Here is a 26,115-nt window from a genome sequence, read left to right on the forward strand (position 1 = left end):
GGGGGAAAATATGAAGAAATTGTTTGGAGTTATAGGGGACCCAATTGCCCATTCTATGTCGCCTGTCATGCATAATGACGCTTTTGCGCAGCTTGACATTGATGGGGCTTATCATCCTTTTCATGTAAAGGCGGATGACCTGGCGGCCGCCGTTCATGGAATGAAAGCAATTGGTGTAGAAGGTTTTAATGTCACTATTCCTCATAAAGCAGCGATCATTCCGCTGCTCGATCATGTAGACCCCCTAGCAAGAGCGATTGGAGCGGTAAATACGGTTGTCCGCGAAAACGGCAGCTGGACAGGTTACAACACGGATGGAGCCGGGTTTGTACGCGGTCTTCAGGAAGCTTATGGAGGACCGCTTGAAGAAAAACGGGTGTTAGTTATTGGAGCAGGCGGCGCGGCCCGTGCCATTTATTATACGCTTGCTTCTGAGAAGGTGAGCCGCATTGACATTGCGAACCGGACACTTGAAAAAGCAGCAAGCCTTGCTGAAAGCTGTCCTTATCCCATTACCGGTGCGGTACTCACAACGGAGGAAGCAGAGAAACAGCTCGGGGAGTATGATATTATCATTCAAACAACGTCTATCGGCATGTCCCCTTTAATAGAAGAGTGTCCGGTATCGATGGAAAACGTGAAACAGGGAGCGTTCGTTTCAGATATTATTTATAATCCTTTAGAAACAAAGTTATTAAATGAAGCGAAAAAACGAGGCGCCCGCATTCAAAGTGGACTGAAAATGTTTGTTTATCAGGGAGCGTTGGCGTTTGAAAAATGGACAGGCACAGCGCCTGACATTCATCGAATGGAAGAAATCGTACTACAACAATTGGGAGGCAAATATGTTAACAACTAAGCAAAAAGCTTTTTTACGCTCGAAAGCTCATCATCTTGACCCTATTTTCCAGGTTGGAAAAGGCGGAGTAAATGAAAATATGATTACTCAAATTGCGGAAGCGCTCGAAGCCCGTGAGCTGATTAAAGTCAGCGTGCTGCAAAATTGTGGGGAAGATAAACATGAAGTGGCTGAAAATCTGGCAAAAGGAGCACGCGCGCAGCTTGTACAGGTCATCGGAAGCATTATTGTCCTGTATAAACAATCAAAAGAAAATAAAAAGATTGAATTGCCGCGATGAGCAAAAAAACAGGCATTTTAGGAGGCACATTTAATCCGCCGCATCTCGGTCACTTAATGATGGCGAATGAAGTGCTTGAGGCGCTCGGCCTTGATGAAATCCGCTTTATGCCAAACCATATTCCGCCGCACAAAGTAATGAATGAGGACATTCGTGATGATGACCGCATTCACATGCTCTCCGCAGCCATTGAAGGCCATCCGTGCTTTTCGCTGGAATTAACGGAAGTCGAACGGAAAGGGACCTCCTATACGTTTGATACAATGAAACTGTTGAAAGAACAAGAACCTGAAACGGAGTTTTATTTTATCATCGGCGGAGACATGATCGAATATTTGCCGAAGTGGCATAGAATTGACGAGCTAAGTCGGATGATCCAATTTGTCGGTGTACGCCGGCCGGGATATTCAACGAAAACACCTTATCCGGTAACGTTGATTGAAACGCCGGAAGTTCATCTTTCTTCGACGATGCTGAGACAAAGAGCAGCGAACGGAGGTACGCTTCGTTATTTGCTGCCGGAAAAAGTCATCACCTATATAAAGGAGAATCGCTTATATGAATCGTGAGCAGGCGCTGGCGCTCGTAAAGGAACAAATAACCGAACACCGTTACGTTCATACGCTCGGTGTAGTGGAATCAGCGATCACTCTTGCCGAGCGGTATGGGGCGGACGTAGAAAAAGCAGAAATGGCCGCTATTTTTCATGATTACGCTAAATTTCGACCGAAAGCAGAAATGGCCGCGATCATTGAACAGCAGCAAATGGATCCGCAGCTGCTTTCGTTCCATTCAGAATTGTGGCATGCGCCGGTAGGAGCTTTCTTAGTCCAGAAAGAAGCTGGCATTGCAGATGAAGCTATATTAAATGCCATCAAATATCATACGTCGGGAAGAGCGGGCATGACGCTGCTTGAAAAAGTGATTTATGCAGCAGATTACATTGAACCAGGGCGTCACTTCCCGGGCGTGGAAGAAGTACGTGAATTAGCCAAAAACGACTTGGACGCTGCGCTTATTCAGGCGCTGAAAAACACGATACAATTTTTAATGAAAAGAAACGAGCCAGTTTACCCTGATACCTTTCATACGTACAACGATTTAACGAAAAAAAAGGAGGATTCCAATTAATGGGCCAACCTGAAATTTTACAACGAGTCGCTGCAGCAGCAGATGACAAAAGAGCAGAAAATATCGTCGTTTTAAACATGCAGGGCATTTCACTGATTGCTGATTATTTCATGATCTGTCACGGGAATTCTGATAAGCAAGTGCAGGCAATTGCCCGCGAAGTTAAAGGTCAGGCGGAAGAGTTAGGACTTGAGGTGAAGCGTATGGAAGGGTTTGACGAAGCACGCTGGGTATTAATCGACCTTGGCGATGTTGTTGTCCATGTGTTCCATCGTGAAGAGCGCCTATACTACAATCTTGAACGGCTCTGGGGAGACGCGCCTGAGATTGATGTGCAGAGCGAACTGCTGTTATGACATATGAACGCTTCGCCCATGTATATGACTTTTTAATGGGGGACGCACCGTACGAAGAATGGATGGATTTTTTTCAGCGGCATGCGGCGAATCTGTCCGGCAAAGGCGTACTCGATCTTGCATGCGGCACGGGTGAGTTTACTTGGCGCCTTGCGGAAGCGGGCTGGCACGTCACGGGCGTCGATCTATCAGATGACATGCTTTTCGTCGCCCAGCAAAAAGCGGCCGCGAAAAATTTATCCATTCCACTATTTCAGCAAGATATGCGTGAACTAGAAGGACTGGAATCATTTGATGCCATCACTATCTTTTGCGACTCTCTCAATTATTTGACCGAAGAAGAAGATGTGAAGCGTACTTTTCAAAGCGCAGAAAAACATTTAAAGCCAGGCGGTCTGTTTTTATTTGATGTGCATTCTTTATTTAAAATGCGGCATGTGTTTAAAGACGGCACCTTTACAGCCGTCGATGAAGTGGTCTCCTACATCTGGAACTGCTTCGACGGCGAAAAGCCTGACAGCATCGAGCACGAACTCACCTTCTTTGCCCGTGATGAAAAAGCGGACTTGTACGAACGGTTCGACGAGCTCCACACCCAGCGCACTTTCGCACCCGGACAATACGAAACATGGCTTCAAGAAGCCGGCTTTACCAACATCGAAACAACGGCCGACTTCACCGAACACCCCCCGGGAGAAGAAAGCCAAAGAATATTCTTTGTGTGCAGAAAAGCGGAGGCGGCCATCCGTGCATAATAACCCAAACTCGTGCAGAATACTTAATTGTCTGTGCAAAAGCCGAGAAGGTCGGCGCATAAAACAGGCAGACGGGATCATCCCGTCTGCCTGTTTCTAAACAAATATAAAAAATAAAAAGGATTTCCCTGTCCGGCGGCGAATAATTTAAGGGATTCCGAATTGTGCCATTGTTTCTTGTTTATCCTCGGCAAACTTTTCATGGGTGGCCTGAAACAGCTTCGTGAACATATCTCCGGTTTCTGCTTCTAAAACGGCAATGCCTTTTCCCGTCACTCCCCCTTTTACACAAACTTTTTCTTCGAGCTGTGCGAGTGTATATTCTCTTTGTTTAAATAATTCTCCGAGTCCGGCAAGCATTGATTCGGCTAGCTTTTCAGCGGTTTGTGCATCCATGCCGGTTGTTTCTGCTCCTTCAATAAATTTCCTCGTTAAAAAGCTGATGAATGCCGGACCGCAGCTCACAAGGTCAGAGGCAGCGCGTGTAACAGCCTCATTAATTTCCACCGCTTCTCCGCATAATTGATCCATCCGTTTTTTCATTTCCGCTTTCCAGCTTTTTTCGCATTTTTCACCGTACGTATAAAGAACTGTCCCTGATAGTACTTTATTTGTAATACTCGGGATCATCCGCATGCATGAACACGGCAAAATCGATTCAAGCTGGGCGGTGCTGACTGGGCTTGTAATAGAAACAGCGCATTGTTCAGAGCGAAATAAAGGGCGCACTTTCTCCAAAAGCGGATAAATATCGTGAGGTTTTACACAAATAAAGACGATATCAGCTGTTTTTACAAGCTCAGTCACTTCACGGCAAACGGTCATTCCCGGATGTCTTTCTTGAATGCGCCGTGCTTTTTCTATGGTCCTGTTCGTAATTAAAACGTCGGAAGCGGAAGCTGCTTTTGAGGCAACTAACGCGTCAATTAAAATTTCTCCCATATTGCCTGTTCCAATTACTCCTGTTTTCATACAGAATCCCTCCTTTATGACAGCTGCTCTTACAATGTATGAAAGAAAAATCTATTTATGAAAAAGAGGTGTAAATGATTGGATATAAAAGAGTTTATTGAAAAATATAAAACGTATGCCTTGATCGGAGCGGCGCTCACGGCATTTGGTCTTTATCAGCTGACAGAAGAAGAAGAGCCGGCGCCTGATCCTGAGCCGCTTGCTTTCGAAGAAACCGCGGTGGAAGAAAGAAGTACACCCTCGCCAGCCGAGCCGCTGCCACAAGAACCTGCTGTTGTTATGGTTGATATAAAAGGAGCTGTTGCTTCACCTGGAATCTACTCCTTGAAAAATGGCGAGCGGATTAACGATGCGGTAGCAAAAGCAGGGGGCTTTCAAAAAGAAGCGGACCGGGCCGCTATTAATTTGGCCCAGAAACTGCAGGATGAAATGATTATTTACGTACCAAAAGTTGGAGAAGAGCCGCCGGCAGAGTTGGCTGCTGCCAATGCGCCTGTGCAGCCGGTGAAAGAAGGCGCTAAGGGAAGCAGCGGTGGCAGTGGAGCTATTAATTTGAACACGGCGACGGCTGGAGAACTCCAGGAATTGCCGGGAATTGGTGAAGCGAAGGCACAGGCTATTATCGATTACCGGGAAACGACCGGGGCTTTTTCGAAGCCGGAGGATTTAAAAAATGTATCTGGCATTGGAGAAAAGACGTTTGAAAAATTGGCCCCGCTTATAGCTGTTCATTAATTAGGATTGACGGGGAGCTTTTGCTGTCGCTACACTAGAGAAAAGATGAATTTTAAACAGAAAGAGTGAAACCGGATGAGCAGAAAAAGTTGGGATGAATATTTTTTGGATATTGCAGAAGTCGTTTCTACACGCTCCACATGCAATCGGCTGCATGTCGGCTGTGTCATCGTGAAAGATAAACATATCGTGGCAACCGGTTATAACGGTTCGATCCACGGGCATGAACATTGCGACGAAGAAGGATGTCTGCTGTCTGATGAAAAGCGCTGTATTAGATGTTTACATGCGGAGCTGAATGCCGTGCTCCATGCTGAAAGAGACAAGCTTAAAGGAGCGGCTGCCTACGTGACACATGAGCCTTGCGAAAACTGTGCGAAAACATTGGCACAAGCAGGAATCAAAAAAATTGTGTACAGACATGCATATCCGAACAAATGGAATCAGCATTTCCTAAAAGATATTGAAGTCGTCAATTTATCTAAATAAAAAACTTCTTAAGGAGGAGTTATGCGCGGCAATCTCATTTATATGGCGGCTGGCACACTTGCGGGGCTTTTATGGGCACTTCCTGCTTTAAGCAGTGTCCGCTTGCTGCTGACCGCCGCTGCTTTCTTTTTCGTTATCCGAATGGATGCGAAAAGAAAAGCAGCTTTTTTAATCTGTATCATTCTTGGTTTTTTGATCGGTCAGTATCATGAAGAGCATAACGTAACCGCATTTACTGGAAAAGAAGAAAAGTGGCTTGTTTCTTTTTCGGAAGATACAATTGTGGATGGCGACCGGCTAAAAGCAACTGTAGAAGCAGCCAATGAGGAAAAGCTGCGCCTCCTTTATCGGGTGTCTTCTCGGGAAGAAGCAGGTCAGCTTCGGAAAGGGCTGATTCCCGGCACGGTCTGCTATGTGACAGGGTCGATTGAAAAACCTGATGGAGCCCGCAATCGCAATGGTTTTGACTATAAGACTTTTCTTGAAACTAAACATATTTTTTGGCAGCTGAAAGTGAACCGTTTGTCATTGTCGTCTTGCTTGAAAAAGGAAAAGTCGTTCAAGGATCTTATTTTCCTCTGGCGGGCGGAAGGGTTGAATCATTTGAAAACGACCTTCCCTGAAAGCTTACAGCCAGTCGCGGCGGCTCTGCTGTTTGGAGACCGCACATTGACGGAAGAAGATATTATTGAAGCATATCAGCGTCTTGGAGTTATTCACTTATTGGCGATTTCAGGTCTGCATGTTGGTTTAGTTACTTCTATTTTTTATTACGCGATGATCCGAATTGGCCTCGTAAAAGAAACAGCGCAGTTCATTTTGCTGTTTTCACTCCCCATTTATGCACTCATTGCCGGCGGATCGCCTCCTGTCGTCAGGGCTGTACTGATGACGCTCCTCGTCTTATTGTCCATTCGATTTCATCATAAGTTCACTGCACTTGATGCCTTAGGCGCGAGCTTTATGTTCGTTATTTTTCATGATCCGTATGTCATTTATCAAGCGGGGTTTCAGCTTTCTTATCTCGTCAGTTTTTCTTTGCTTCTTTCTTCCAGCTCCATTTTATCCATCCCATCTACCCTTCTTGGAAAAATGGCCGCGATGACGTCGGTTTCACAAATCGCCGGCTTACCGGTATTAATGTATCAATTCTTTGAAGTTTCTCTTTATTCATTTGCCGCCAATTTGTTTTTCGTTCCTTTTTATTCGTTCCTCGTGCTGCCTTTACTTATTATCGTTTATCTCCTTAGTTTTGCTGTGTCCCCTGCTGTTGTTTTATTGGAACCCCTTCGTCTATTGCTTGATAAAATAGACCAGCTGGCAGTTGAAGTAAGCGGCTGGCCGTTTGCTGTTGTCGTGACAGGCCGGCCGGAAGGTGTCCTGCTGGCAGCCATATGTATGATGTGGGTTGCTGCTTTTCTCTTTTGGGAAAAAGCAAACGGTCTAAAACGTGTAGGCCTCATGCTGCTAATGATGATCGGGACGGCTGTGTTGCCACATACGCATTCAGCAACGGGTGAAGTATCATTTATTGATGTCGGACAGGGAGATGCCATTTTAATTACTCTTCCATTCAATAATGGTAATTATTTGATCGATACGGGCGGCGTGCTGCCATTTCACAAAGAAGAATGGCAAAAGCAGAAAAAGGATTTTACGATCGGTAAGGATGTGCTTCTCCCCTATTTGAAAAGCAGGGGGATTACACGCATTGATAAATTAATTTTGACGCACAGTGATTATGACCATATTGGAGCAGCTGCCGAACTGTTTGGCCTTATCACTATAAAAGAAGTGATGATCAGCCCTGGTTCGGAATCAAAACCGGTCATGCAGGAAACGATTCAGCAGGCAGCTACGCACAAAATACCTGTCCGCTACGGAAAATACATGGAAAGCTGGCAGGCGGGAGGTGCTTTCTTTCAAATTTTGTCACCAGCGGATAAGCATTATGAAGGAAATGATGACTCTCTTGTTATTTATGCCGTATTGGGCGGGAAAAAGTGGCTGTTTACAGGGGATATGGAAGAGGAAGGAGAGAAAAAACTCACAGAAAATTTTTCCGCAGACGTCGACATCTTAAAAGTGGGGCATCACGGCAGCCGCTCTTCTACGACGGAATTATTAACAGCAGAAACGGCTCCCGAAGATGCCGTGATTTCTCTGGGGAAAAATAACCGCTATGGCCATCCTCATAAAGAAGTGATTGAGCGTCTGCAAAAACAAGGCGCCCGTATTTGGCGCACAGACCTTCACGGAGAAATAACATACACGTATAAAAGAGAAAGAGGCACATTTTCAGCCGTTCTTCCGTAAGATATAGCAGGAAGAAGCAACAGCACGAAAAAAAGAAAAGAAGCCCGCCGGCTGGCGAGCTTCCTGTACTGCTATCCGATCATTTTGATAGCTGTTGCAATAATAAATATAATGGCAAAAAATGCGAAAGAAGCGACGAACGCGACGCCGGAATCTACTACGTCGTTCCGTTTTGTTTGGACATCTTTTTCAAATTCGTTCACAACTACCCCTCCTATTTCATTTATAGTATAGACGATCATTTACGAAAAATCCAGACTGCACTCGCTAATTTCCTTCATTGACAAGAGTTAACTGCGATAAAATTCACAATTTCGGTGAAAATACAATTAACATGATCACCGCTTGCAAAGTTGTTTCCCGGGACAGCGTTGTTGGCGTTCATATAGATCACAGGGGAACTTTTCCGGAAGTTCCCCCTTGTCAAATGAGGCTGGCTTTTTTAACATGAGAGTATCATACATGAAAATGGAGAGAAAAGCCATTGATACCCATTTGGAAAGATATAGAGAAAAAGCAGTTTTCCCCGATTTATTTATTGTACGGAACAGAGGCATTTTTAATTAATGAAACAAAACAAAAGCTCATTCAATCTGTGTTAACAGAAGAGGAAATGGATTTCAATTTTTCGGTATACGACTTGGAAGAAATGCCAGTGGAGACAGCGATTGAAGAAGCGGAAACCTTTCCTTTTATGGGAGAGAAGAAGCTGGTGATTTTACATAATCCGGTGTTTTTAACGGCTGAACGATCAAAAGATAAAGTGGATCATAATGTGAAAAAGCTGGAAGAATATTTAGCTAATCCGGCCCCTTACACTATATTAGTCGTAGCAGCCCCTTATGAAAAATTGGACGAGCGCAAAAAGATTACAAAGCTGTTGAAAAAAAGTGCAGCTGTCATGGAAGCGAATAAACTAAACGATAAAGACTTGAAAATATGGCTTCGCGGCCGCGCTGCTGCTAACCAGGTGCAAATAGATGAAGAAGCATTAGACCACTTTTTAGTGATCGCAGGTACGGATTTAATGATGCTTGCCTCGGAGCTTGATAAATTGTCTCTTTACGCCCAGGATGAACAGCGGATAACAGTGGAAGTTGTTGATAAATTGACTGCCCGATCATTGGAGCAGGATATTTTTGCGCTTGTGGATCGAGTGGTAACTGGAAAAGTCGAGGAAGCATTCCGGATTTATTACGATTTATTGAAATTAAATGAAGAGCCGATTAAAATCCTGGCGGTGATTGCCAATCAGTTCCGATTGATTTACCAGACGAAAGAATTAGCAAGAAAAGGGTACGGACAGCAGCAAATGGCCAGCTTTCTAAAAGTACATCCGTTTCGGGTGAAGCTTGCTGCCGGCCAGTCTAGGAATTTTTCTGACGAGCAGCTTGCGGCGATTATCATGCTGCTCGCTGACAGTGATTTACAAATGAAAACGAGCGGGATGGCGAAACCGCTTATTGTGGAAATGTTCTTATTCAAGCTGCAGAGCTTGATGAAGAAAACTGGATAAAGAAACAAGCGTGGAGAGCGTCCGCTAATCGGCTAGACCATGGAGCTGGCGGCGCTCGGAGCTGGACGCAAAATAAAAAATCCTTCAAGTTAATCTTGAAGGATTTTTGTTCAGCAAAACAGCTGTTTATTAAGCGTTAAGCTTTTTCATTAAACGAGATTTTGTGCGGCTCACAGTGTTTTTGTGGATCAAACCTTTAGCGGCAGCTTTATCAAGACCCTTTACTGCTTCAGTGAAAAGCGCTTTTGCGTTTTCATCGTTGTTGGCAACTGCTGTTTCAAATTTCTTTACAGCTGTGCGCATAGCAGATTTTTGGTGGTTGTTGCGCTCTGTGCGGTCTTGAATCGTTTTTACGCGTTTGATGGCAGATTTAATATTTGGCATTCCGGTCACCTCCTAAAACGATCGAGATTCTATTTTTTGCTCGATTTCCACTTTTCCTTAACAATTAAGAACAAAAGTTATTCTATCAAACAGAAAGTGAGATTGCAATAGTTACATTTGTAATTTGTGTCAAGGAATGAACTTTTACACAGTCGGGTAGACTGGAAACTAAAGTCCATATAAAAGGGTGAGAAAAGAATGAAAGAACGATCTATCGATTTGAGCCAATATGCTGTAAGGACAGATCTTGCTGTAGAAGTGAAGGCACTCGCTGAAGAGCAGCAGGGACAAAAGCGGAAAGTAACCGGCATTTTGTCAGAGGAACGGACTATTAATGGTATTACTGTGACCTCTGTCACGATTGATGATGCAGGTGAAGAGGCAACAGGCAAAAGAGCCGGTCATTATTTAACAATTGAATCTCAAGGGATCCGCAGCCATGACACGAGTCATCAGCATGAAGTCGAGAAAGTGATGGCAAGTGAACTTGCTGCCTTTTTGAAAAAGAAAGGAATTCAGGAAAACGCCAGCTGCCTCGTCGTCGGCCTCGGCAACAGCGATGTCACACCGGACGCCCTTGGTCCGCTAGCGTGCGGAGAAGTGATGATAACGAGGCATTTGTTTGAGTTGCAGCCTGATGAAGTGGAAGAAGGCTTTCGGCCGGTCAGCTCGCTCATTCCGGGTGTGATGGGGACGACGGGTATTGAAACGAGCGATATCGTCTTTGGTGTCGTTGAAAAAACGAAACCGGATTTTCTGTTAGTGATTGACGCGCTTGCTTCCCGGTCTATTGAAAGAGTCAATGCGACTATCCAAATTGCAGACACTGGCATCCAGCCGGGAGCGGGAGTAGGGAACAAGCGAAAAGAAATCAGTGAAAAAACGCTCGGTGTGCCAGTCATTGCTATCGGTGTGCCAACTGTAGTCGATGCTGTTTCCATTACAAGTGACACGATTGATTTTATTTTAAAGCACCTAGGTAAGGAAATTCAGGAAGGGGACCGTCCTTCAGGCGCACTGGCTCCTTCGGGATTTTCTTTCGGCAGAGGCAAACTGACGGAAAACGATTTACCTGATGAACAAAACCGCCGTTCTTTTCTCGGGATGATCGGCGTACTGCCGGATGACGAAAAACGGCAGCTTATCCGTGAAGTGCTGGCTCCGCTTGGCCATAATTTAATGGTGACACCGAAAGAAGTGGATTTGTTTATTAAGGATGCCGCCAATTTATTGGCGAACAGCTTGAATGCTGCTTTGCATCCGGCGATTGATCAAGAAAACACTGGCTTCTTCACGAAGTAAGCGGTTCTTCTACTGTCTAGCTGCAGCGGCTTGCCCCTCGAGATCAAATAACCTTTCCTCAATGAAGTCAAAAAGCGACTTCTTTGAGGAAAGAACATTTGCTTGTCGGGGCAGAACAGCCGCTTGCGCTTTTCCTTGTCCAGCTGCAGCGCCTAGCCCCTCGAGGACAAATAACCTTCCTCCAATGAAGTCAAAGAGCGACTTTTTTGGGGAAAGAACATTTGCCTGTCGGAGCAGTACAGGCGCTTGCGCTTTTCTTATAAAGTTGTTCTGCTTTTTCGAATAAAGTCATACGTATAGTACAAGACTTTTGCAGAAAGGGTGGAGCAATGAAGGAGAACCAGCCGTATGACCTTTTTTCAATTAATTTGTCGACAATCTTAAAGGGAATCATGATTTTTACGATCTCTCTCCTTTCGCTTTTTTCCATTGCGGGCTTGTTAACGTCGCTTACATACAATTACAGAATTTCTTCCCATTCTGTAAATGAAGCGGCTGAACATGTGTCAGGCGGCGCGCTTTATTATTTATACACGATGGAAAATAAACTGTTTACTGCGCACGCGCCTGAAACTGCGGGGCCGCCATCATTAAGTGAATTGGCGTTTCGTTATGCAACAAATGTCCGGTTTCAGGATCCGCGCAGCTTTCTAGGGAGAGAAGTGCCGGGCTTCTCCATTTATGACGGGGAAATTTTAGTGGCGGGGGAAGGAACGGATTACACGAATATGCCGATCGAATCGGAACCTCCGGCCGAAGCGCTCGATAAAGGCAGTGAAGGAGCGGTGAGGCCTGCCAAAGACTTCCCGAAAGAAAAAGGGAACACACCGCCTTCTTTAACGACGAACGGGAAGAAACGGGTATATATGTATTTCACCCATACGAGAGAGTCGTACTTGCCGCATTTACAAGGCATTTCTTCGCCGGATGCCGCTCATCATTCTGGATTAAATGTGACGAAAGTCGGGGAAATGGTGCAGGAGCGGCTCGAATCAAAAGGAATTGGGGCCATGGTGGACAAAACGGATGTCGTCGCTAAGCTGAACGAGTCAGGGAGAAGCTATGGCCAATCTTATCAAGAATCACGAGCTGTTGTGGCTTCTGCCCAGACAAACAATCGCGATTTGCAATATTTTATTGATATTCACCGTGATTCGCAGCGCAAAAAAGTAACAACAGCGGAAATCCGCGGCGAAAATTATGCAAAGCTGGCGTTTGTTGTGGGCGGTGAACATGCTAATTATGAAAAGAACGTCAAGCTGGCAACTGATTTGCATAATTTACTGGAGAAAAAATATAAAGGGTTATCCAGAGGAGTTATTTTAAAACAAGGAAAAAATACGAATGGGAAATTTAATCAAGACTTGTCAGAAAAAGCGATGCTGGTTGAATTCGGCGGAGTAGATAACACGTTTGAGGAATTAAACCGGACGGCTAATGCATTTGCAGATGTATTTGCGGACTATTATTGGCAAGCAGAATCGGTGCAGGCAAACGATAGCACCAATTAGAAAGGAATAGAAATGAAAATTTTTCTGCTGAAAATTTGCCTCGTTGTTTCTATTTTCTTTTTAGGCGTATTGATTGGCTCTTTCCAAAGCAGGGATTGGCCAGAGTCGTCTCCGTACTGGAGGACAGCTTCCGTTAAAAAAGAAGAAGCCCCGGCTTTTTCTTTTTTTCAACAGGATGCAGCAGAGATAGATTTGCGTGTAAAAAAAGAAAAATTGGAAGAAGAAGAGTCGGTGAACTTATTTTCAAAAGTTGGCCAGTCATTGGCCGAAGCTGTGACATTTGCCGCTGCTTCTTTATTCAACGGCTAAAGCCCGCTCGTCCGTCTTTTACGGCAGCGGGCTTTTTCACTTTATAAAATTGTCAATTGCTTTTCTGGCTGATATAATCAATGCTAGTATACATGCGCCGACTAACAGGAGTGAGAAAAAACATGAATTATGAAGAAAAACGAACAAGACAAGAGCATATCCGAAATTTCTCGATTATTGCTCATATTGACCACGGGAAATCGACTTTAGCTGACCGGATTTTAGAGTTTACGAATGCATTGACTGCCCGTGAAATGAAAAGTCAGCTGCTCGACTCGATGGACCTTGAACGCGAGCGCGGCATTACGATCAAACTAAATGCCGTTCAATTAAATTATAAAGCGAAAAATGGGGAAGAATATACGTTTCATTTAATTGATACGCCGGGGCACGTCGATTTTACGTATGAAGTATCTCGCAGTCTCGCTGCTTGTGAAGGGGCGATTCTTGTTGTCGACGCTGCCCAGGGAATAGAAGCGCAAACACTGGCAAACGTCTATCTTGCTTTAGACAACGATTTGGAAATTCTTCCGGTTATCAATAAAATTGACTTGCCGGCCGCTGAACCGGAACGTGTACGCCAAGAAGTGGAAGACGTGATCGGACTCGATGCATCCGAAGCTGTTCTTGCTTCCGCAAAAGCGGGTATCGGCATTGAAGATATACTCGAGCAAATTGTTGAAAAAGTACCAGCACCGACCGGTGATCCGGCTGCGCCGTTAAAAGCGCTTATTTTTGACTCGTTGTACGATGCTTACCGCGGAGTAGTTGCCTACATCCGTGTCATTGATGGATCAGTTAAAGCAGGAGATAAAATTAAAATGATGGCAACAGGCAAAGAATTTGAAGTAACGGAAGTCGGAGTGTTTACGCCAAAAGCGACCGATCGCGATGAGTTGACAGTCGGGGACGTTGGTTTTTTAACCGCAGCCATTAAAAATGTCGGCGACACACGCGTCGGGGATACGATCACATCGGCGAAAAACTCGGCAGTCGAAGCTTTGCCGGGTTACCGCAAACTGAACCCGATGGTCTTCTGTGGCCTTTATCCGATCGATTCTTCCAAGTTCAATGATTTGCGTGAAGCACTTGAGAAGCTGGAATTAAACGATTCCGCGCTTCAGTATGAACCGGAAACATCACAGGCGCTCGGATTTGGTTTCCGCTGTGGGTTCCTTGGACTGCTTCATATGGAAATTATTCAAGAGCGGATCGAGCGAGAATTTAAAATTGATTTAATTACAACAGCGCCAAGTGTCATTTATAAAGTGAGGATGACAAATGGCGAAGAGTTGAACGTCGATAATCCATCTAATATGCCTGATCCGCAAAAAATCGATGATGTCGAAGAACCGTATGTAAAAGCTTCCATCATGGTGCCGAATGATTATGTCGGTGCGGTCATGGAACTTGCTCAAGGTAAACGAGGTATTTTTATCGATATGAAGTATATGGATGAAAATCGAGTCAATGTCATTTATGAAATTCCTCTTTCGGAAATTGTGTATGATTTCTTCGATCAACTAAAGTCAAACACGAAAGGCTACGCTTCTTTTGATTACGAGCTGATCGGCTATAAGCCATCCAAGCTTGTGAAGATGGACATTTTATTGAATGCCGAAAAAGTGGATGCTTTAAGTTTTATCGTCCATAGAGATTTTGCCTACGAACGTGGAAAATTGATTGTTGAGAAATTAAAAGGGCTTATCCCAAGACAGCAATTTGAAGTGCCTGTACAAGCAGCTATCGGCCAGAAAATTGTTGCCAGATCAACGATTAAATCGATGGGGAAAAACGTGCTTGCCAAATGTTACGGCGGAGACATTTCCCGGAAGCGTAAACTGTTAGAGAAGCAAAAAGAAGGAAAAAAACGGATGAAACAAGTTGGCTCCGTTGAAGTGCCACAGGAAGCGTTTATGGCTGTCTTGAAGATGGATGAAGATAATAAATAAAAAAACAGGAAAGGGAAAGCGCAGACGCTTCCCCTTTTTCTCGTTATTGAACAAACAAAGAGGAGTTTTTTAATGATACGTTCCGCTTATATCCATATCCCTTTCTGCCGGCAAATTTGCCATTATTGTGATTTTAATAAAGTGTTTTTAAAAAATCAGCCAGTTGATGACTATCTGGATGCGCTAGGCAGAGAAATGGCGATGACGATGCAGCAATTTCCGACTGTCGGTCTCGACACCATTTTTGTTGGCGGGGGTACCCCAACTGCTCTCGACGCTGCACAGCTGGAGAAGTTGTGCCGCATCATTCGGAATCATTTGCCATTTATTAAAGGAGAATTTACGTTTGAAGCAAATCCTGGTGATTTAACGACGGATAAACTGAGTGTGCTGAAAGAATATGGAGTGAACCGCTTAAGTATCGGGGTTCAGTCATTCAATGATCAGCTGCTTCAGGCAATCGGGCGCACGCATAAAAGCAGTGACGTGTTTGCGACAGTGGAAAGAGCACAATCAGCCGGCTTTGAAAACATCAGCATTGATTTAATATATGCGCTGCCGAAGCAAACACTGGCTGATTTCCGGGAAACATTAAAACAAGCGTTAAGTTTGCAGCTCCCGCACTATTCAGGCTACTCCCTGATCATTGAACCAAAAACGGTGTTTTATAATTTAATGAGAAAAGATGCCCTGCCGCTTCCGAAAGTGGAAACGGAAGCGGCCATGTATGAAACACTTATGGAAGAAATGGCTGCTTCAGGTCTCTTCCAATATGAAATCAGTAACTTCGCCCGGCCGGGGTTTGAAAGCCTTCATAATCTCGTATACTGGGATAATGAACCTTATTACGGGTTCGGTGCCGGCGCTCATGCTTATATTAATGGGGTGAGGCGCTCTAATCATGGCCCGCTGAAGAAGTACATGGCTCCTTTGCAGGCAGAGAAATTACCCCTTTTAACGGAAAGCAAACTAACGGAGAAAGAGAAAATGGAAGAAGAAATGTTTCTTGGGCTTCGTAAAATGGCTGGTGTGCCGGCTGCCCGTTTCGAGAAAAAGTTTGGCGTGTCGCCGCTTGTCCTTTTTAAAAAGCCGATTGAAGAGATGATTGCGAGGGGGCTGCTTGTGGTAGAGAATAATGAATCGATCCGGCTGACTGAACAAGGGAAGCTTTTCGGAAATGAAGTCTTCCAATCGTTTTTATTTTCTATTGAAAATAATGATGAAAGAAACGACTACAATGTAAGCTCCGCCGTTGACAATAATCGCTGATTTTGATAATTTATTTATAGATTTAGCACTCATAATAAGAGAGTGCTAACAGAGGTGATCAACGATGTTAACCGATCGTCAACTTTTTATTTTGCAAGTAATCATTGATGATTTCATTCGATCTGCGCAGCCGGTGGGCTCTCGCAGCCTCGCAGAAAAAGAAGAAGTAGCATTTAGCTCGGCTACGATCCGTAACGACATGGCTGAATTAGAGGACCTTGGTTTTATAGAAAAGCCCCACACATCTTCAGGACGCGTGCCGTCAGAAAAAGGGTACCGTTATTATGTAGACCATCTGCTGCATCCAAAAAAGCTGAACCATCAGGAAGTGGAGACAATCAACTCCATTTTTGTGGACCGCATTTATGAACTGGAGAAAGTAGTCCAAAAATCAGCCAGAATTTTATCAGAGCTGACTAATTATACTGCGATCGTATTAGGACCGGAATTAAAAGATAATAAAGTAAAAAAGCTGCAAATTGTGCCGCTGAGCAAAGATGCGGCGATTGCGATTATCGTGACAGATACTGGTCACGTCGAAAACCGGGCGTTTACTTTACCCGAACAGGTGAACGCGTCCGACATTGAAAAAATGGTGAATATATTAAACGAACGGCTCGTCGGCGTCCCGCTTTCCGAGCTGCATGATAAATTATATAAAGAAATTGTCGTGCTGTTGCGCCGTCATATTAACAATTATGATGCGATGCTTTCCATGTTTGCCGAAGCGGTAGACGTGCAGGTGAGTGAAAAGTTGTTTTTTGGCGGAAAGACAAACATGTTAAACCAGCCCGAATTCCATGATGTGGAGAAAATCCGGCTTGTTATGAACATGATCGATCAGGAAGAAGGCATGTACCGTTTAATCAGCGGTGTCCCAACCGGCATCCAAGTAAAAATTGGGAAAGAAAATCAAAATGCCGCGATGGAACATTGCAGCTTAATTACAGCTTCTTATTCGATCGGAGATGAACAAGTTGGGGCTATTGCGATTCTTGGGCCGACACGGATGGAATATTCGCGCGTCATCAGCCTCGTCGACTTTTTAAGCCACGACATGACGAAGGCGTTAACAAACTTGTACCACAGCTAAAGAGGCAGCGCATGAAAGTGAGTGGAAATTAGCGTCTCACTGCTAATTTCCTTCTCTTTGTGCCAATCTTATAAACAACTGTTTAAACACCCTTTGAAGGAGGTGAAACGAATGGCAGAAGAAAATCAACTAAACAAAGAAGAAACAGAAGAAATTAAAGAACAGCAATTAACAGAAGAAGCTCCCGCCGAGACGGAAAATGCGTCAGTTGAAGAAGAACAGCCAGCGGAAGAAGCTTCTCTTGAAAAAATAAACGAGCTTGAACAGCAGCTGGAAGAATCAGAAAACCGCTATTTACGCTTGCGTGCCGATTTTGATAATTTCCGCCGCCGTGTGCAATTAGAGCGAGAAGCAAGCGAGAAGTATCGCGCTCAAGACTTAATATCTGATCTTCTCCCATTGATTGACAACTTTGAACGTGCTTTGAAAGTTGAAGCAACCAATGAACAGACTGAGTCTGTTTTGCAAGGCGTAGAAATGGTGTATAAAGGAGTCCTTGCTGCATTGGAAAAAGAAGGCGTAGAAGTAATCGAAGCGGCTGGCAGCGAGTTTGATCCGCACGTTCATCAAGCTGTGATGACAGACAGCGATGAAAATTATCAGCCGAACGAAGTGATTGAAGAGTTTCAAAAAGGGTACAAACTGAAAGACCGTATCATCCGTCCATCGATGGTAAAAGTGAATCAGTAAACTAGTAAACCATTACATATTTTCAAGGAGGCATATCTTAAATGAGCAAAATAATCGGTATCGACTTAGGTACGACGAACTCATGTGTAGCGGTTCTCGAAGGCGGAGAACCGAAAGTGATTCCAAATCCGGAAGGCAACCGGACAACGCCATCTGTTGTTGCATTTAAAAACGATGAGCGCCAAGTAGGGGAAGTCGCGAAACGCCAGGCGATCACAAATCCAAATACAATTATGTCTGTCAAGCGTCATATGGGAACAAACCATAAAGAAACAGTAGATGGAAAAGAATTCTCACCTCAAGAAATTTCAGCAATGATTCTTCAATATTTAAAATCATATGCGGAAGATTATTTAGGAGAAAAAGTGGAAAAAGCGGTTATTACTGTTCCGGCTTACTTCAACGATGCAGAGCGCCAGGCGACAAAAGACGCCGGTAAAATTGCCGGACTTGAAGTTGAGCGGATCATTAACGAGCCGACTGCCGCAGCGCTTGCTTACGGAATGGATAAAACGGATGAAGACCAAACGGTTCTCGTGTATGACCTTGGGGGCGGTACATTTGACGTTTCTATTCTTGAACTTGGCGACGGCGTTTTTGAAGTTCGCTCGACAGCTGGAGACAACCGCCTTGGCGGCGATGACTTCGACCAAGTAGTCATCGATTATTTAGTGCAGGAATTCAAAAAAGACAATGGCATTGACTTGTCGAAAGACAAAATGGCGATGCAGCGTTTAAAAGACGCAGCGGAAAAAGCGAAAAAAGACCTTTCAGGTGTAACGTCAACTCAAATTTCTTTGCCGTTCATTACAGCTGGTGAAGCGGGACCGCTTCATTTAGAGCTGACATTGAGCCGTGCGAAATTTGATGAGCTGACAGCAAATTTAGTTGAACGGACAATGGGACCTGTACGCCAGGCGCTTTCAGATGCCGGCCTTTCTGCTTCTGAACTTGACCGCGTCATTTTAGTCGGTGGTTCCACTCGTATTCCTGCCGTTCAGGAAGCGATTAAAAAAGCAACGGGCAAAGAGCCGCATAAGGGAGTTAACCCTGATGAAGTAGTAGCCATGGGAGCAGCTGTCCAAGGCGGCGTGTTAACTGGCGACGTAAAAGATGTGGTTCTTTTAGACGTCACTCCGCTTTCATTAGGAATTGAAACGATGGGCGGCGTGTTCACAAAATTGATCGAACGCAATACGACGATTCCAACATCAAAATCACAAGTGTTCTCAACCGCTGCTGACAACCAGACAGCTGTTGATATTCACGTGCTGCAAGGGGAGCGTCCAATGGTATCCGGCAACAAAACGCTCGGCCGCTTCCAATTAACGGATATTCCGCCGGCACCGCGCGGCATTCCGCAAGTTGAAGTAACTTTTGATATCGATAAAAACGGTATCGTTAATGTAAGTGCAAAAGACCTTGGCACAGGCAAACAACAAAACATTACGATCAAATCTTCTTCTGGCCTTTCTGATGAAGAAATTGACCGCATGATGAAGGAAGCAGAAGAAAATGCGGAAGCAGATAAAAAGCTGAAAGAAGAAGTGGAACTGAAAAACGAAGCAGACCAGCTTGTCTTCCAGACGGAAAAAACATTGAAAGAGCTTGAAGGCAAAGTTGATGCGGATGAAGTGAAAAAAGCAGAGGATGCGAAAGAAGAACTGAAAGCAGCCATTGAAAAAAATGAGCTGGAAGATATTCGCGTGAAGAAAGACGCTCTTTCGGAAATCGTTCAAAATTTATCTGTGAAATTATATGAAGAAGCAGCCAAACAAGCTCAAGCCCAGGGTGGACAGGGGCAGGAAGCCGGCCAGCAAGGCGATGACGTAGTCGACGCTGAGTTTGAAGAGGTAGACGACAAAAAATAATCGCCGCATATGCCTTTTTAAGAGGCATTAAAAAGTCAAAGTCAGGGTTTCCTTGACTTTGACTTTTTTCATGGCGGCAATAGAAAAGGATTAGGATTAACTATTCACTATTGCTAAGCAACTATGTTAAAATAGCCTTTATGCGAAATGAATCGGGGAGTGGGTCATTATGAGTAAACGAGATTATTACGAAGTACTCGGCGTTGAAAAAGACGCCTCAAAAGACGAGTTAAAAAAAGCATACCGGAAGCTCTCTAAACAATATCATCCTGATATTAACAAAGAGGCCGGAGCCGATGAAAAATTCAAAGAAATAAAAGAAGCGTATGAAACGTTGAATGATGACCAAAAACGGGCACAATATGACCAATTTGGCCATACGAATCCAAACCAAGGCTTTGGCGGACAGGACTTTGGAGGCTTCGGCGGGTTCGAAGATATTTTCAGTACCTTTTTCGGCGGCGGCCGCAGAAGAGATCCGAATGCACCGCGCCAAGGATCAGATTTGCAATATACGATGACGATCGGCTTTGAAGAAGCTGTATTTGGCAAAGAAACAGATATTCAGATTCCGAAAGAAGAAACGTGCGGTACTTGCAGCGGCACAGGCGCCAAGCCGGGAACGACACCTGAAACGTGCAGCCACTGTCAAGGATCCGGCGAATTAAATGTCGAACAAAACACGCCATTTGGCCGCATTGTCAATCGTCGTTCTTGTCCTTACTGCAGCGGCACTGGCAAACTGATCAAGGAAAAATGTTCTACTTGCGGCGGAGACGGCGTAGTCACGAAAAATAAAACGATTCATGTGAAAATCCCTGCAGGAATCGATGACGGCCAGCAGCTGCGTGTGCCGGGTCAGGGAGAACCGGGTGTGAATGGCGGACCTTCGGGAGACTTATATATCGTTTTCCGTGTGCTTCCGCATGAACTGTTTGAACGGGACGGCGATGATATTTACTGTGAAATTCCGATCACTTTCGTTCAGTCCGCGCTTGGAGATGAAATTGAAGTGCCGACGATCCACGGCAAGGTTAAGCTGAAAGTGCCGGCGGGTACACAAACGGGTACGAGATTCCGACTGCGTGGTAAAGGCGTGCCAAACGTCCGCGGCTACGGAACAGGTGATCAGCACATTCAAGTGAAAGTCGTCACCCCTACAAAATTAAATGAAAAACAAAAGCATTTGTTACGTGAATTTGCTGAAGTGAGCGGCGAAGTGCTTGATGAACACGAAGAAGGCTTTTTTGATAAAGTGAAACGTGCCTTAAAGCGCGACTAAATGAGAATGGAGCTGGCAATACATGAAGTGGTCTGAGATTAGCATTCAAACAACGAATGAAGCCGTGGAACCGATTTCGAATATTTTGCATGAAGCAGGTGCAAGCGGAGTTGTGATTGAAGATCCTTTTGAACTGATGAGAGAGCGGGAAGATCAGTTTGGTGAAATTTACGAGCTCAACCCTCATGATTATCCTGAAGAAGGCGTCGTAATCGTTAAAGCCTACTTGCCTGTCAACAGCTTTCTTGCTGAAACAGCGGAAGGCATTACGGAGTCCATTAAAAACCTGGCTGAGTACAATATTGACATTGGCCGCAACGAAATGAGCATGACAGAAGTGAATGAAGAAGACTGGGCGACCGCATGGAAACAATATTATAATCCGGTCAAGATTTCCGAGAAGTTTACAATCGTGCCGACCTGGGAGCAATACGAGCCAGTTAGTACGGATGAGTTGATCATCGAACTTGATCCGGGCATGGCGTTTGGTACGGGTACCCATCCAACAACGGTGATGTGCCTGCAGGCGCTTGAGCGTTTTGTGAAACCAGCTGACTATGTCGTGGATGTTGGTACAGGATCAGGCGTGTTAAGTATCGGAGCTGCTCTCCTTGGCGCTGAAAAAGTGACGGCTCTTGACTTAGATGAAGTAGCCGTTGCGTCCGCGCGAGAAAACATTCAACTAAACCGGGTAGAAGAAATCGTATCGGTTTCCAAAAACAATCTGCTCGATGGCATCGAAGAACAGGCGGATGTGGTCGTAGCGAATATATTGGCCGAAGTGATTATCTCTTTTACCGGCGATGTAGCAAAAGTCGTAAAGCAAGGTGGTTATTTTATCTCGTCAGGAATCATCGGTCAAAAGCGTGACGAAGTAAAATCAGCTGTGATAGCAGCCGGATTTGAAATTGAAGAAACTGTTTTAATGGAAGACTGGGTGGCCATTATAGCAAAGAAGAAATAGTGGCTGTCTTGTACAGCTTTTCAGAAACTTAGGCAGACGGGGTGACAATCGTGCAGCGATATTTTTTAAATGAGAAGCCGGATAACGGCGGAAAAGTGACAATCACAGGTGAAGATTTCCACCATTTATCGCGCGTCATGCGCCTGAAAGCAGGCGACTGCGTATATGCTGTTTTTCCAGATGGGGAATCAGCGGTGGTGGAAATTGAAGAAATTTCCGATGACTGTGCCCTTGCTTTTATCGTGAAATGGATGCATGATGAAAAAGAGCTGCCGGTTGCCGTCGCGATTGCGAGCGGCCTGCCGAAAGGGGATAAATTCGAACTCGTCATCCAAAAGGGAACAGAGCTCGGTGCAAGCCGGTTTATCCCTTTTCATGCGGATCGCTCCATCGTAAAATGGGATGAGAAAAAAGCAGCAAAAAAGACGGAACGCTGGTCAAAAATTGCTAAAGAAGCAGCCGAGCAATCTCATCGGAACCGCGTGCCGGACGTAAGTATTCCGGTGGATTTTCAACAATTGATTCAAATCGGACAAGAGTATCCGTTTAAATTATATGCGTATGAAGAAGAAAGCAAGCAAGGAGAAAAAGCAGCGTTTCATCACTTGTTGAGTGAAATGAAACAAGGAGATGCGCTGTTAATTGTATTTGGCCCGGAAGGCGGAATATCGGAAAAAGAAGCAGAACAGCTCCGTAGCAGCGGTTTTATCGCATGCGGCCTCGGTCCGAGGATTTTACGCACAGAAACCGCTCCCCTTTATGCCTTATCCGCCATCTCCTACCATTTTGAACTAATGAGGTGAGATTATGCCTACAGTGGCATTCCAAACACTTGGATGTAAAGTAAACCATTATGAAACAGAAGCAATCTGGCAGTTATTTAAAAGCCGGAATTATGATCGCGTGGAATTTGAATCGACCGCTGATGTGTATGTCATCAATACATGCACAGTAACGAATACAGGCGACAAAAAAAGCCGGCAAGTGATCCGGCGTGCCGTCCGCAAAAATCCCGATGCAGTTATTTGTGTAACCGGCTGTTATGCGCAAACGTCCCCTGCGGAAATTATGGCCATTCCGGGAGTAGACGTGGTCGTTGGTACACAGGACCGTATTAAAATGCTTGAATACATCGAGCAATATAAAGAAGAGCGCCAGCCTATTAACGGTGTCGGCAACATTATGAAAAACAGGGTGTATGAAGAGCTGGACGTTCCCGCTTTCACAGATCGCACGCGGGCTTCGTTGAAAATTCAGGAAGGCTGCAACAACTTTTGCACGTTTTGCATCATTCCGTGGGCACGCGGTTTAATGCGTTCCCGTGATCCGGAAGAAGTGATCCGTCAGGCACAGCAACTTGTAGATGCCGGCTATAAAGAAATTGTGCTGACCGGTATTCATACAGGCGGCTACGGTTCAGATATGAAAGACTATAATTTAGCGATGTTGTTAACTGATTTGGAAGAAAAAGTGAAAGGTTTGAAGCGCATCCGGATTTCTTCCATTGAAGCAAGCCAGTTAACGGATGAAGTCATTGAAGTGATCGACCGCTCCAACATTGTCGTCAGACATTTGCACGTGCCGCTTCAATCCGGTTCCAATACAGTTTTAAAGAGAATGCGCCGGAAATATACGATGGAATTTTTCGCCGACCGCTTAAACCGTTTGAAAAAAGCTCTTCCGGGGCTTGCGGTTACGTCTGATGTCATCGTCGGCTTCCCGGGAGAAACTGAAGAAGAATTTATGGAAACGTTCAATTTTATTAAAGAACACAAATTTTCTGAGCTTCATGTGTTTCCTTATTCGAAGCGGACAGGCACACCTGCTGCCCGCATGGATGACCAAGTCGATGAAGAAGTGAAAAATGAACGGGTGCACCGTCTTATCTCTCTTTCTGACCAACTGGCAAAAGAATATGCTTCCCGCTTCGAAGGTGAAGTGCTTGAAGTGATTCCTGAAGAACCATTTAAAGAAGGATCTGAAGAAGGTTTATATGTAGGGTATACAGATAATTATTTAAAAGTTGTCTTCCCGGCCACAGAAGAAATGGTCGGTCAGCTTGTGAAAGTGAAAATCACGAAAGCCGGTTATCCTTATAATGAAGGACAATTTGTCCGTGTGATAGAAGAAGAATTAGAGCCGACCGTGTGATGTAAAAAGCAGCCTTTTATGCCTAAAATGCATGAAAGGCTTTTATTATTGTGAAAATAGGGTATTTTATAAAGAAAATGATCAGGACTCGCCATTTTATCTATTCGATGGTACTATATAGAGGTACGGACAACTTGTTGAAAAGGAGATTGTTCTTTGATGATTACAAATCAATTTAGCGATATGGCAAAAACAATTGACCATACATTATTAAAAGCAGAAACAACGAAAGAAGAAGTAAAGAAGCTTTGTGAAGAAGCGAGAGCATATGAGTTTGCTTCCGTGTGCATTAACCCTGTGTGGGTGGCTTATGCAGGTGAGCAGTTAGAAGGAACAAAAGTAAAAGTTTGCACAGTGATCGGTTTTCCGTTAGGAGCAACAACAACAGAAGTAAAAGCTTTTGAAACGAAAAATGCGATTCAAAACGGAGCGACAGAAGTCGACATGGTCATCAATATTGGCGCTTTAAAAGCCGGGGATGATGAAACCGTGTTAAAAGACATTCAGGCAGTCACTGCTGCTGCACGAGGGAAAGCGCTGACAAAAGTGATTATTGAAACAAGCCTGTTAACAGATGAAGAAAAGGAAAGAGCGTGCACACTTGCTGTCCAAGCTGGAGCTCATTATGTGAAAACTTCTACTGGTTTTTCCACGGGAGGAGCTACAGTCGAAGATGTCCAGCTAATGAGAAAAACTGTCGGCCCTGATATTGGCGTGAAAGCTTCTGGAGGCGTACGCAGCCAGGAAGACGCTGCGGGAATGATTAAAGCAGGGGCGACAAGAATTGGAGCCAGCTCAGGCGTGAAAATTGTCCAGGGCTTAAAAGGAGAGTCAGACTATTAAAGTCTGAATAAACATCGAAGCGATTGTAAAGAAAATTTCTTGACCGTCATATTAGCTTGTATTATAATTATTTAGTACATGGAATTTCCGTTACGGAACATGTAATCGTAAGTGTTCGGAGGGAGGGAAAGAGATATGTCAAAAACAGTTGTTCGTAAAAACGAATCGCTTGAAGACGCTCTACGTCGTTTCAAACGTACTGTTTCCAAAACTGGAACTTTACAAGAGGCTAGAAAACGTGAATTTTATGAAAAACCAAGCGTAAAGCGTAAAAAGAAATCAGAAGCGGCTAGAAAACGTAAGTTCTAATGAGAGAGAGGGTATTACTTTGAGTCTTCTCGAGCGTTTAAATGATGATATCAAGCAAGCGATGAAAAATAAAGAAAAAGACAAATTAACTGTAATCCGCATGCTGAAAGCTTCCTTGCAAAATGAAGCGATTAAAGCAGGCAGCAAAGGATTATCAGAAGATGATGAATTGGCAGTTCTTTCTCGCGAAGTGAAACAACGCAAAGACTCCCTCCATGAATTTGAAAAGGCGGGTCGCGCTGACCTCGTTTCGAAAATTCAAACTGAACTGACTTACGTGAACATATACATGCCAGAACAGCTTTCAGAGGAAGAACTAGAAGCAATTGTTCAGGAAACGATTGCGGAAGTAAATGCTTCCTCTAAAGCAGATATCGGCAAAGTAATGGGCGCTTTGATGCCGAAAGTAAAAGGCCGGGCCGATGGCGGTCTCGTCAACAAGCTCGTGCAGCAAAAACTCTCATAAAAAGATGGCAGGTGATCCTGCCGTCTTTTTTGCTGTTTAGGAAACTATAAAATAATCATAGTGTGGATAACTTTGCTAATGGAGCGGGTCTAACTGCGCCTCCTTGGGGCTCGAGGGCATATGCCAGTCTGACTGCATGGTTGAAAGGCACCATTTCGTCAGCCTGTCATATGCTTGTCGCCCCAAAACAGTCGGCTCCGCTTTTCTGGTGTCCAGCTGCAGCGCCTAGCCCCTCGAGGTCAAATAACCTTCTCCCAATGAAGTCAAAGAGCGACTTCTTTGGGAGAAGAACATTTGCTTGTCGGGGCTG

Annotated in this window: 28 protein-coding genes; 25 read left to right on the forward strand and 3 right to left on the reverse strand. The window is 44.6% G+C overall.

Annotated features, from left to right (window positions below; all coding sequences use genetic code 11):
• The first annotated feature begins 10 nt into the window (after positions 1-10).
• Genes aroE through F9802_RS00710 form a run of 6 tightly spaced genes read left to right on the forward strand, consistent with a single transcriptional unit; the run spans position 11 to position 3,381 of the window.
• Positions 11-859, forward strand: a complete 849-nt coding sequence (gene aroE, locus F9802_RS00685) for a shikimate dehydrogenase (protein ID WP_152149231.1) — start codon at positions 11-13, stop codon at positions 857-859.
• Entirely contained in the window at positions 846-1,139 is a 294-nt protein-coding gene (yhbY, locus tag F9802_RS00690; protein WP_152149232.1) for a ribosome assembly RNA-binding protein YhbY, read from the forward strand. Before aroE ends, yhbY begins: the two co-directional genes overlap by 14 nt.
• On the forward strand, positions 1,136-1,708 hold the full coding sequence (locus tag F9802_RS00695; RefSeq protein ID WP_152149233.1) for a nicotinate-nucleotide adenylyltransferase: 573 nt from the start codon (positions 1,136-1,138) through the stop codon (positions 1,706-1,708). The genes yhbY and F9802_RS00695 overlap by 4 nt, the downstream gene beginning before the upstream one ends.
• On the forward strand, positions 1,698-2,270 hold the full coding sequence (yqeK, locus tag F9802_RS00700) for a bis(5'-nucleosyl)-tetraphosphatase (symmetrical) YqeK (protein ID WP_152149234.1): 573 nt from the start codon (positions 1,698-1,700) through the stop codon (positions 2,268-2,270). Before F9802_RS00695 ends, yqeK begins: the two co-directional genes overlap by 11 nt.
• Positions 2,270-2,626 carry a ribosome silencing factor gene (gene rsfS, locus F9802_RS00705; RefSeq protein WP_152149235.1) on the forward strand — a complete coding sequence of 119 codons (357 nt, stop codon included), beginning with the start codon at positions 2,270-2,272 and terminating at the stop codon, positions 2,624-2,626. The genes yqeK and rsfS overlap by 1 nt, the downstream gene beginning before the upstream one ends.
• On the forward strand, positions 2,623-3,381 hold the full coding sequence (locus F9802_RS00710; RefSeq protein ID WP_152149236.1) for a class I SAM-dependent DNA methyltransferase: 759 nt from the start codon (positions 2,623-2,625) through the stop codon (positions 3,379-3,381). Before rsfS ends, F9802_RS00710 begins: the two co-directional genes overlap by 4 nt.
• Positions 3,382-3,528: 147 nt before the next feature.
• Here the strand turns inward: F9802_RS00710 and comER are convergent, their stop codons facing one another.
• Complete coding sequence (gene comER / locus F9802_RS00715; protein ID WP_152149237.1) at positions 3,529-4,353, reverse strand: late competence protein ComER; 825 nt, start codon at positions 4,351-4,353, stop codon at positions 3,529-3,531.
• 78 nt (positions 4,354-4,431) lie between these two features.
• On the opposite strand from comER, the gene F9802_RS00720 reads away from it, so the two are divergent.
• The 3 genes from F9802_RS00720 to F9802_RS00730 all read left to right on the forward strand — a co-directional run bounded on the left by F9802_RS00720 (position 4,432) and on the right by F9802_RS00730 (position 7,893).
• A complete protein-coding gene (locus tag F9802_RS00720; RefSeq protein ID WP_225435086.1) occupies positions 4,432-5,088 on the forward strand; it encodes a helix-hairpin-helix domain-containing protein in 657 nt (218 codons plus the stop codon).
• A 75-nt stretch (positions 5,089-5,163) separates the two neighbouring features.
• Positions 5,164-5,577 carry a deoxycytidylate deaminase gene (locus tag F9802_RS00725; RefSeq protein WP_152149238.1) on the forward strand — a complete coding sequence of 138 codons (414 nt, stop codon included), beginning with the start codon at positions 5,164-5,166 and terminating at the stop codon, positions 5,575-5,577.
• Between the two features lie 21 nt (positions 5,578-5,598).
• Entirely contained in the window at positions 5,599-7,893 is a 2,295-nt protein-coding gene (locus F9802_RS00730) for a DNA internalization-related competence protein ComEC/Rec2 (RefSeq protein WP_152149239.1), read from the forward strand.
• Positions 7,894-7,964: 71 nt separating this feature from the next.
• Here the strand turns inward: F9802_RS00730 and F9802_RS00735 are convergent, their stop codons facing one another.
• On the reverse strand, positions 7,965-8,096 hold the full coding sequence (locus tag F9802_RS00735; RefSeq protein ID WP_152149240.1) for a YqzM family protein: 132 nt from the start codon (positions 8,094-8,096) through the stop codon (positions 7,965-7,967).
• A 284-nt stretch (positions 8,097-8,380) separates the two neighbouring features.
• Here F9802_RS00735 and holA point away from each other — a divergent pair, with 284 nt between their 5' ends.
• Complete coding sequence (gene holA, locus F9802_RS00740; RefSeq protein WP_152149736.1) at positions 8,381-9,409, forward strand: DNA polymerase III subunit delta; 1,029 nt, start codon at positions 8,381-8,383, stop codon at positions 9,407-9,409.
• Positions 9,410-9,538: 129 nt separating this feature from the next.
• Here holA and rpsT read toward each other — a convergent pair whose 3' ends face one another.
• Positions 9,539-9,793 (reverse strand): 30S ribosomal protein S20, encoded by a 255-nt coding sequence (gene rpsT, locus F9802_RS00745; protein WP_152149241.1) that lies wholly within the window; start codon positions 9,791-9,793, stop codon positions 9,539-9,541.
• 198 nt (positions 9,794-9,991) lie between these two features.
• On the opposite strand from rpsT, the gene gpr reads away from it, so the two are divergent.
• From gpr to F9802_RS00820, 15 genes are all read left to right on the forward strand, one after another.
• Positions 9,992-11,095: a GPR endopeptidase gene (gene gpr / locus F9802_RS00750; RefSeq protein ID WP_152149242.1), complete on the forward strand. Its 1,104-nt coding sequence runs from the start codon at positions 9,992-9,994 to the stop codon at positions 11,093-11,095.
• Between the two features lie 329 nt (positions 11,096-11,424).
• Positions 11,425-12,606 carry a stage II sporulation protein P gene (gene spoIIP / locus F9802_RS00755; protein ID WP_152149243.1) on the forward strand — a complete coding sequence of 394 codons (1,182 nt, stop codon included), beginning with the start codon at positions 11,425-11,427 and terminating at the stop codon, positions 12,604-12,606.
• 12 nt (positions 12,607-12,618) lie between these two features.
• Entirely contained in the window at positions 12,619-12,915 is a 297-nt protein-coding gene (locus tag F9802_RS00760) for a hypothetical protein (protein ID WP_152149244.1), read from the forward strand.
• Positions 12,916-13,037: 122 nt separating this feature from the next.
• Positions 13,038-14,867, forward strand: coding sequence for a translation elongation factor 4 (gene lepA, locus F9802_RS00765; protein WP_152149245.1), 1,830 nt, complete (start codon positions 13,038-13,040; stop codon positions 14,865-14,867).
• A 72-nt stretch (positions 14,868-14,939) separates the two neighbouring features.
• A complete protein-coding gene (gene hemW, locus F9802_RS00770; RefSeq protein WP_152149246.1) occupies positions 14,940-16,136 on the forward strand; it encodes a radical SAM family heme chaperone HemW in 1,197 nt (398 codons plus the stop codon).
• Positions 16,137-16,200: 64 nt separating this feature from the next.
• Complete coding sequence (gene hrcA / locus F9802_RS00775; protein WP_152149247.1) at positions 16,201-17,229, forward strand: heat-inducible transcriptional repressor HrcA; 1,029 nt, start codon at positions 16,201-16,203, stop codon at positions 17,227-17,229.
• A gap of 111 nt (positions 17,230-17,340) precedes the next feature.
• A complete protein-coding gene (gene grpE, locus F9802_RS00780) occupies positions 17,341-17,919 on the forward strand; it encodes a nucleotide exchange factor GrpE (RefSeq protein ID WP_152149248.1) in 579 nt (192 codons plus the stop codon).
• Positions 17,920-17,960: 41 nt separating this feature from the next.
• Positions 17,961-19,790: a molecular chaperone DnaK gene (gene dnaK / locus F9802_RS00785; protein WP_152149249.1), complete on the forward strand. Its 1,830-nt coding sequence runs from the start codon at positions 17,961-17,963 to the stop codon at positions 19,788-19,790.
• Positions 19,791-19,959: 169 nt separating this feature from the next.
• Positions 19,960-21,072, forward strand: coding sequence for a molecular chaperone DnaJ (gene dnaJ / locus F9802_RS00790; RefSeq protein WP_152149250.1), 1,113 nt, complete (start codon positions 19,960-19,962; stop codon positions 21,070-21,072).
• 22 nt (positions 21,073-21,094) lie between these two features.
• Entirely contained in the window at positions 21,095-22,036 is a 942-nt protein-coding gene (gene prmA, locus F9802_RS00795; RefSeq protein ID WP_152149251.1) for a 50S ribosomal protein L11 methyltransferase, read from the forward strand.
• A 50-nt stretch (positions 22,037-22,086) separates the two neighbouring features.
• Complete coding sequence (locus tag F9802_RS00800) at positions 22,087-22,839, forward strand: 16S rRNA (uracil(1498)-N(3))-methyltransferase (RefSeq protein WP_152149252.1); 753 nt, start codon at positions 22,087-22,089, stop codon at positions 22,837-22,839.
• 4 nt (positions 22,840-22,843) lie between these two features.
• On the forward strand, positions 22,844-24,187 hold the full coding sequence (gene mtaB, locus F9802_RS00805; RefSeq protein WP_152149253.1) for a tRNA (N(6)-L-threonylcarbamoyladenosine(37)-C(2))-methylthiotransferase MtaB: 1,344 nt from the start codon (positions 22,844-22,846) through the stop codon (positions 24,185-24,187).
• A 159-nt stretch (positions 24,188-24,346) separates the two neighbouring features.
• On the forward strand, positions 24,347-25,030 hold the full coding sequence (gene deoC / locus F9802_RS00810) for a deoxyribose-phosphate aldolase (RefSeq protein WP_152149737.1): 684 nt from the start codon (positions 24,347-24,349) through the stop codon (positions 25,028-25,030).
• A gap of 135 nt (positions 25,031-25,165) precedes the next feature.
• On the forward strand, positions 25,166-25,339 hold the full coding sequence (gene rpsU, locus F9802_RS00815) for a 30S ribosomal protein S21 (RefSeq protein WP_007087607.1): 174 nt from the start codon (positions 25,166-25,168) through the stop codon (positions 25,337-25,339).
• Between the two features lie 19 nt (positions 25,340-25,358).
• Positions 25,359-25,805, forward strand: coding sequence for a GatB/YqeY domain-containing protein (locus F9802_RS00820; protein WP_152149254.1), 447 nt, complete (start codon positions 25,359-25,361; stop codon positions 25,803-25,805).
• The last annotated feature ends 310 nt before the right edge of the window (positions 25,806-26,115 follow it).

Origin of the sequence: Bacillus aerolatus (assembly GCF_009183655.1) — a bacterium.
GTDB lineage: Bacteria > Bacillota > Bacilli > Bacillales > Domibacillaceae > Pseudobacillus > Pseudobacillus aerolatus.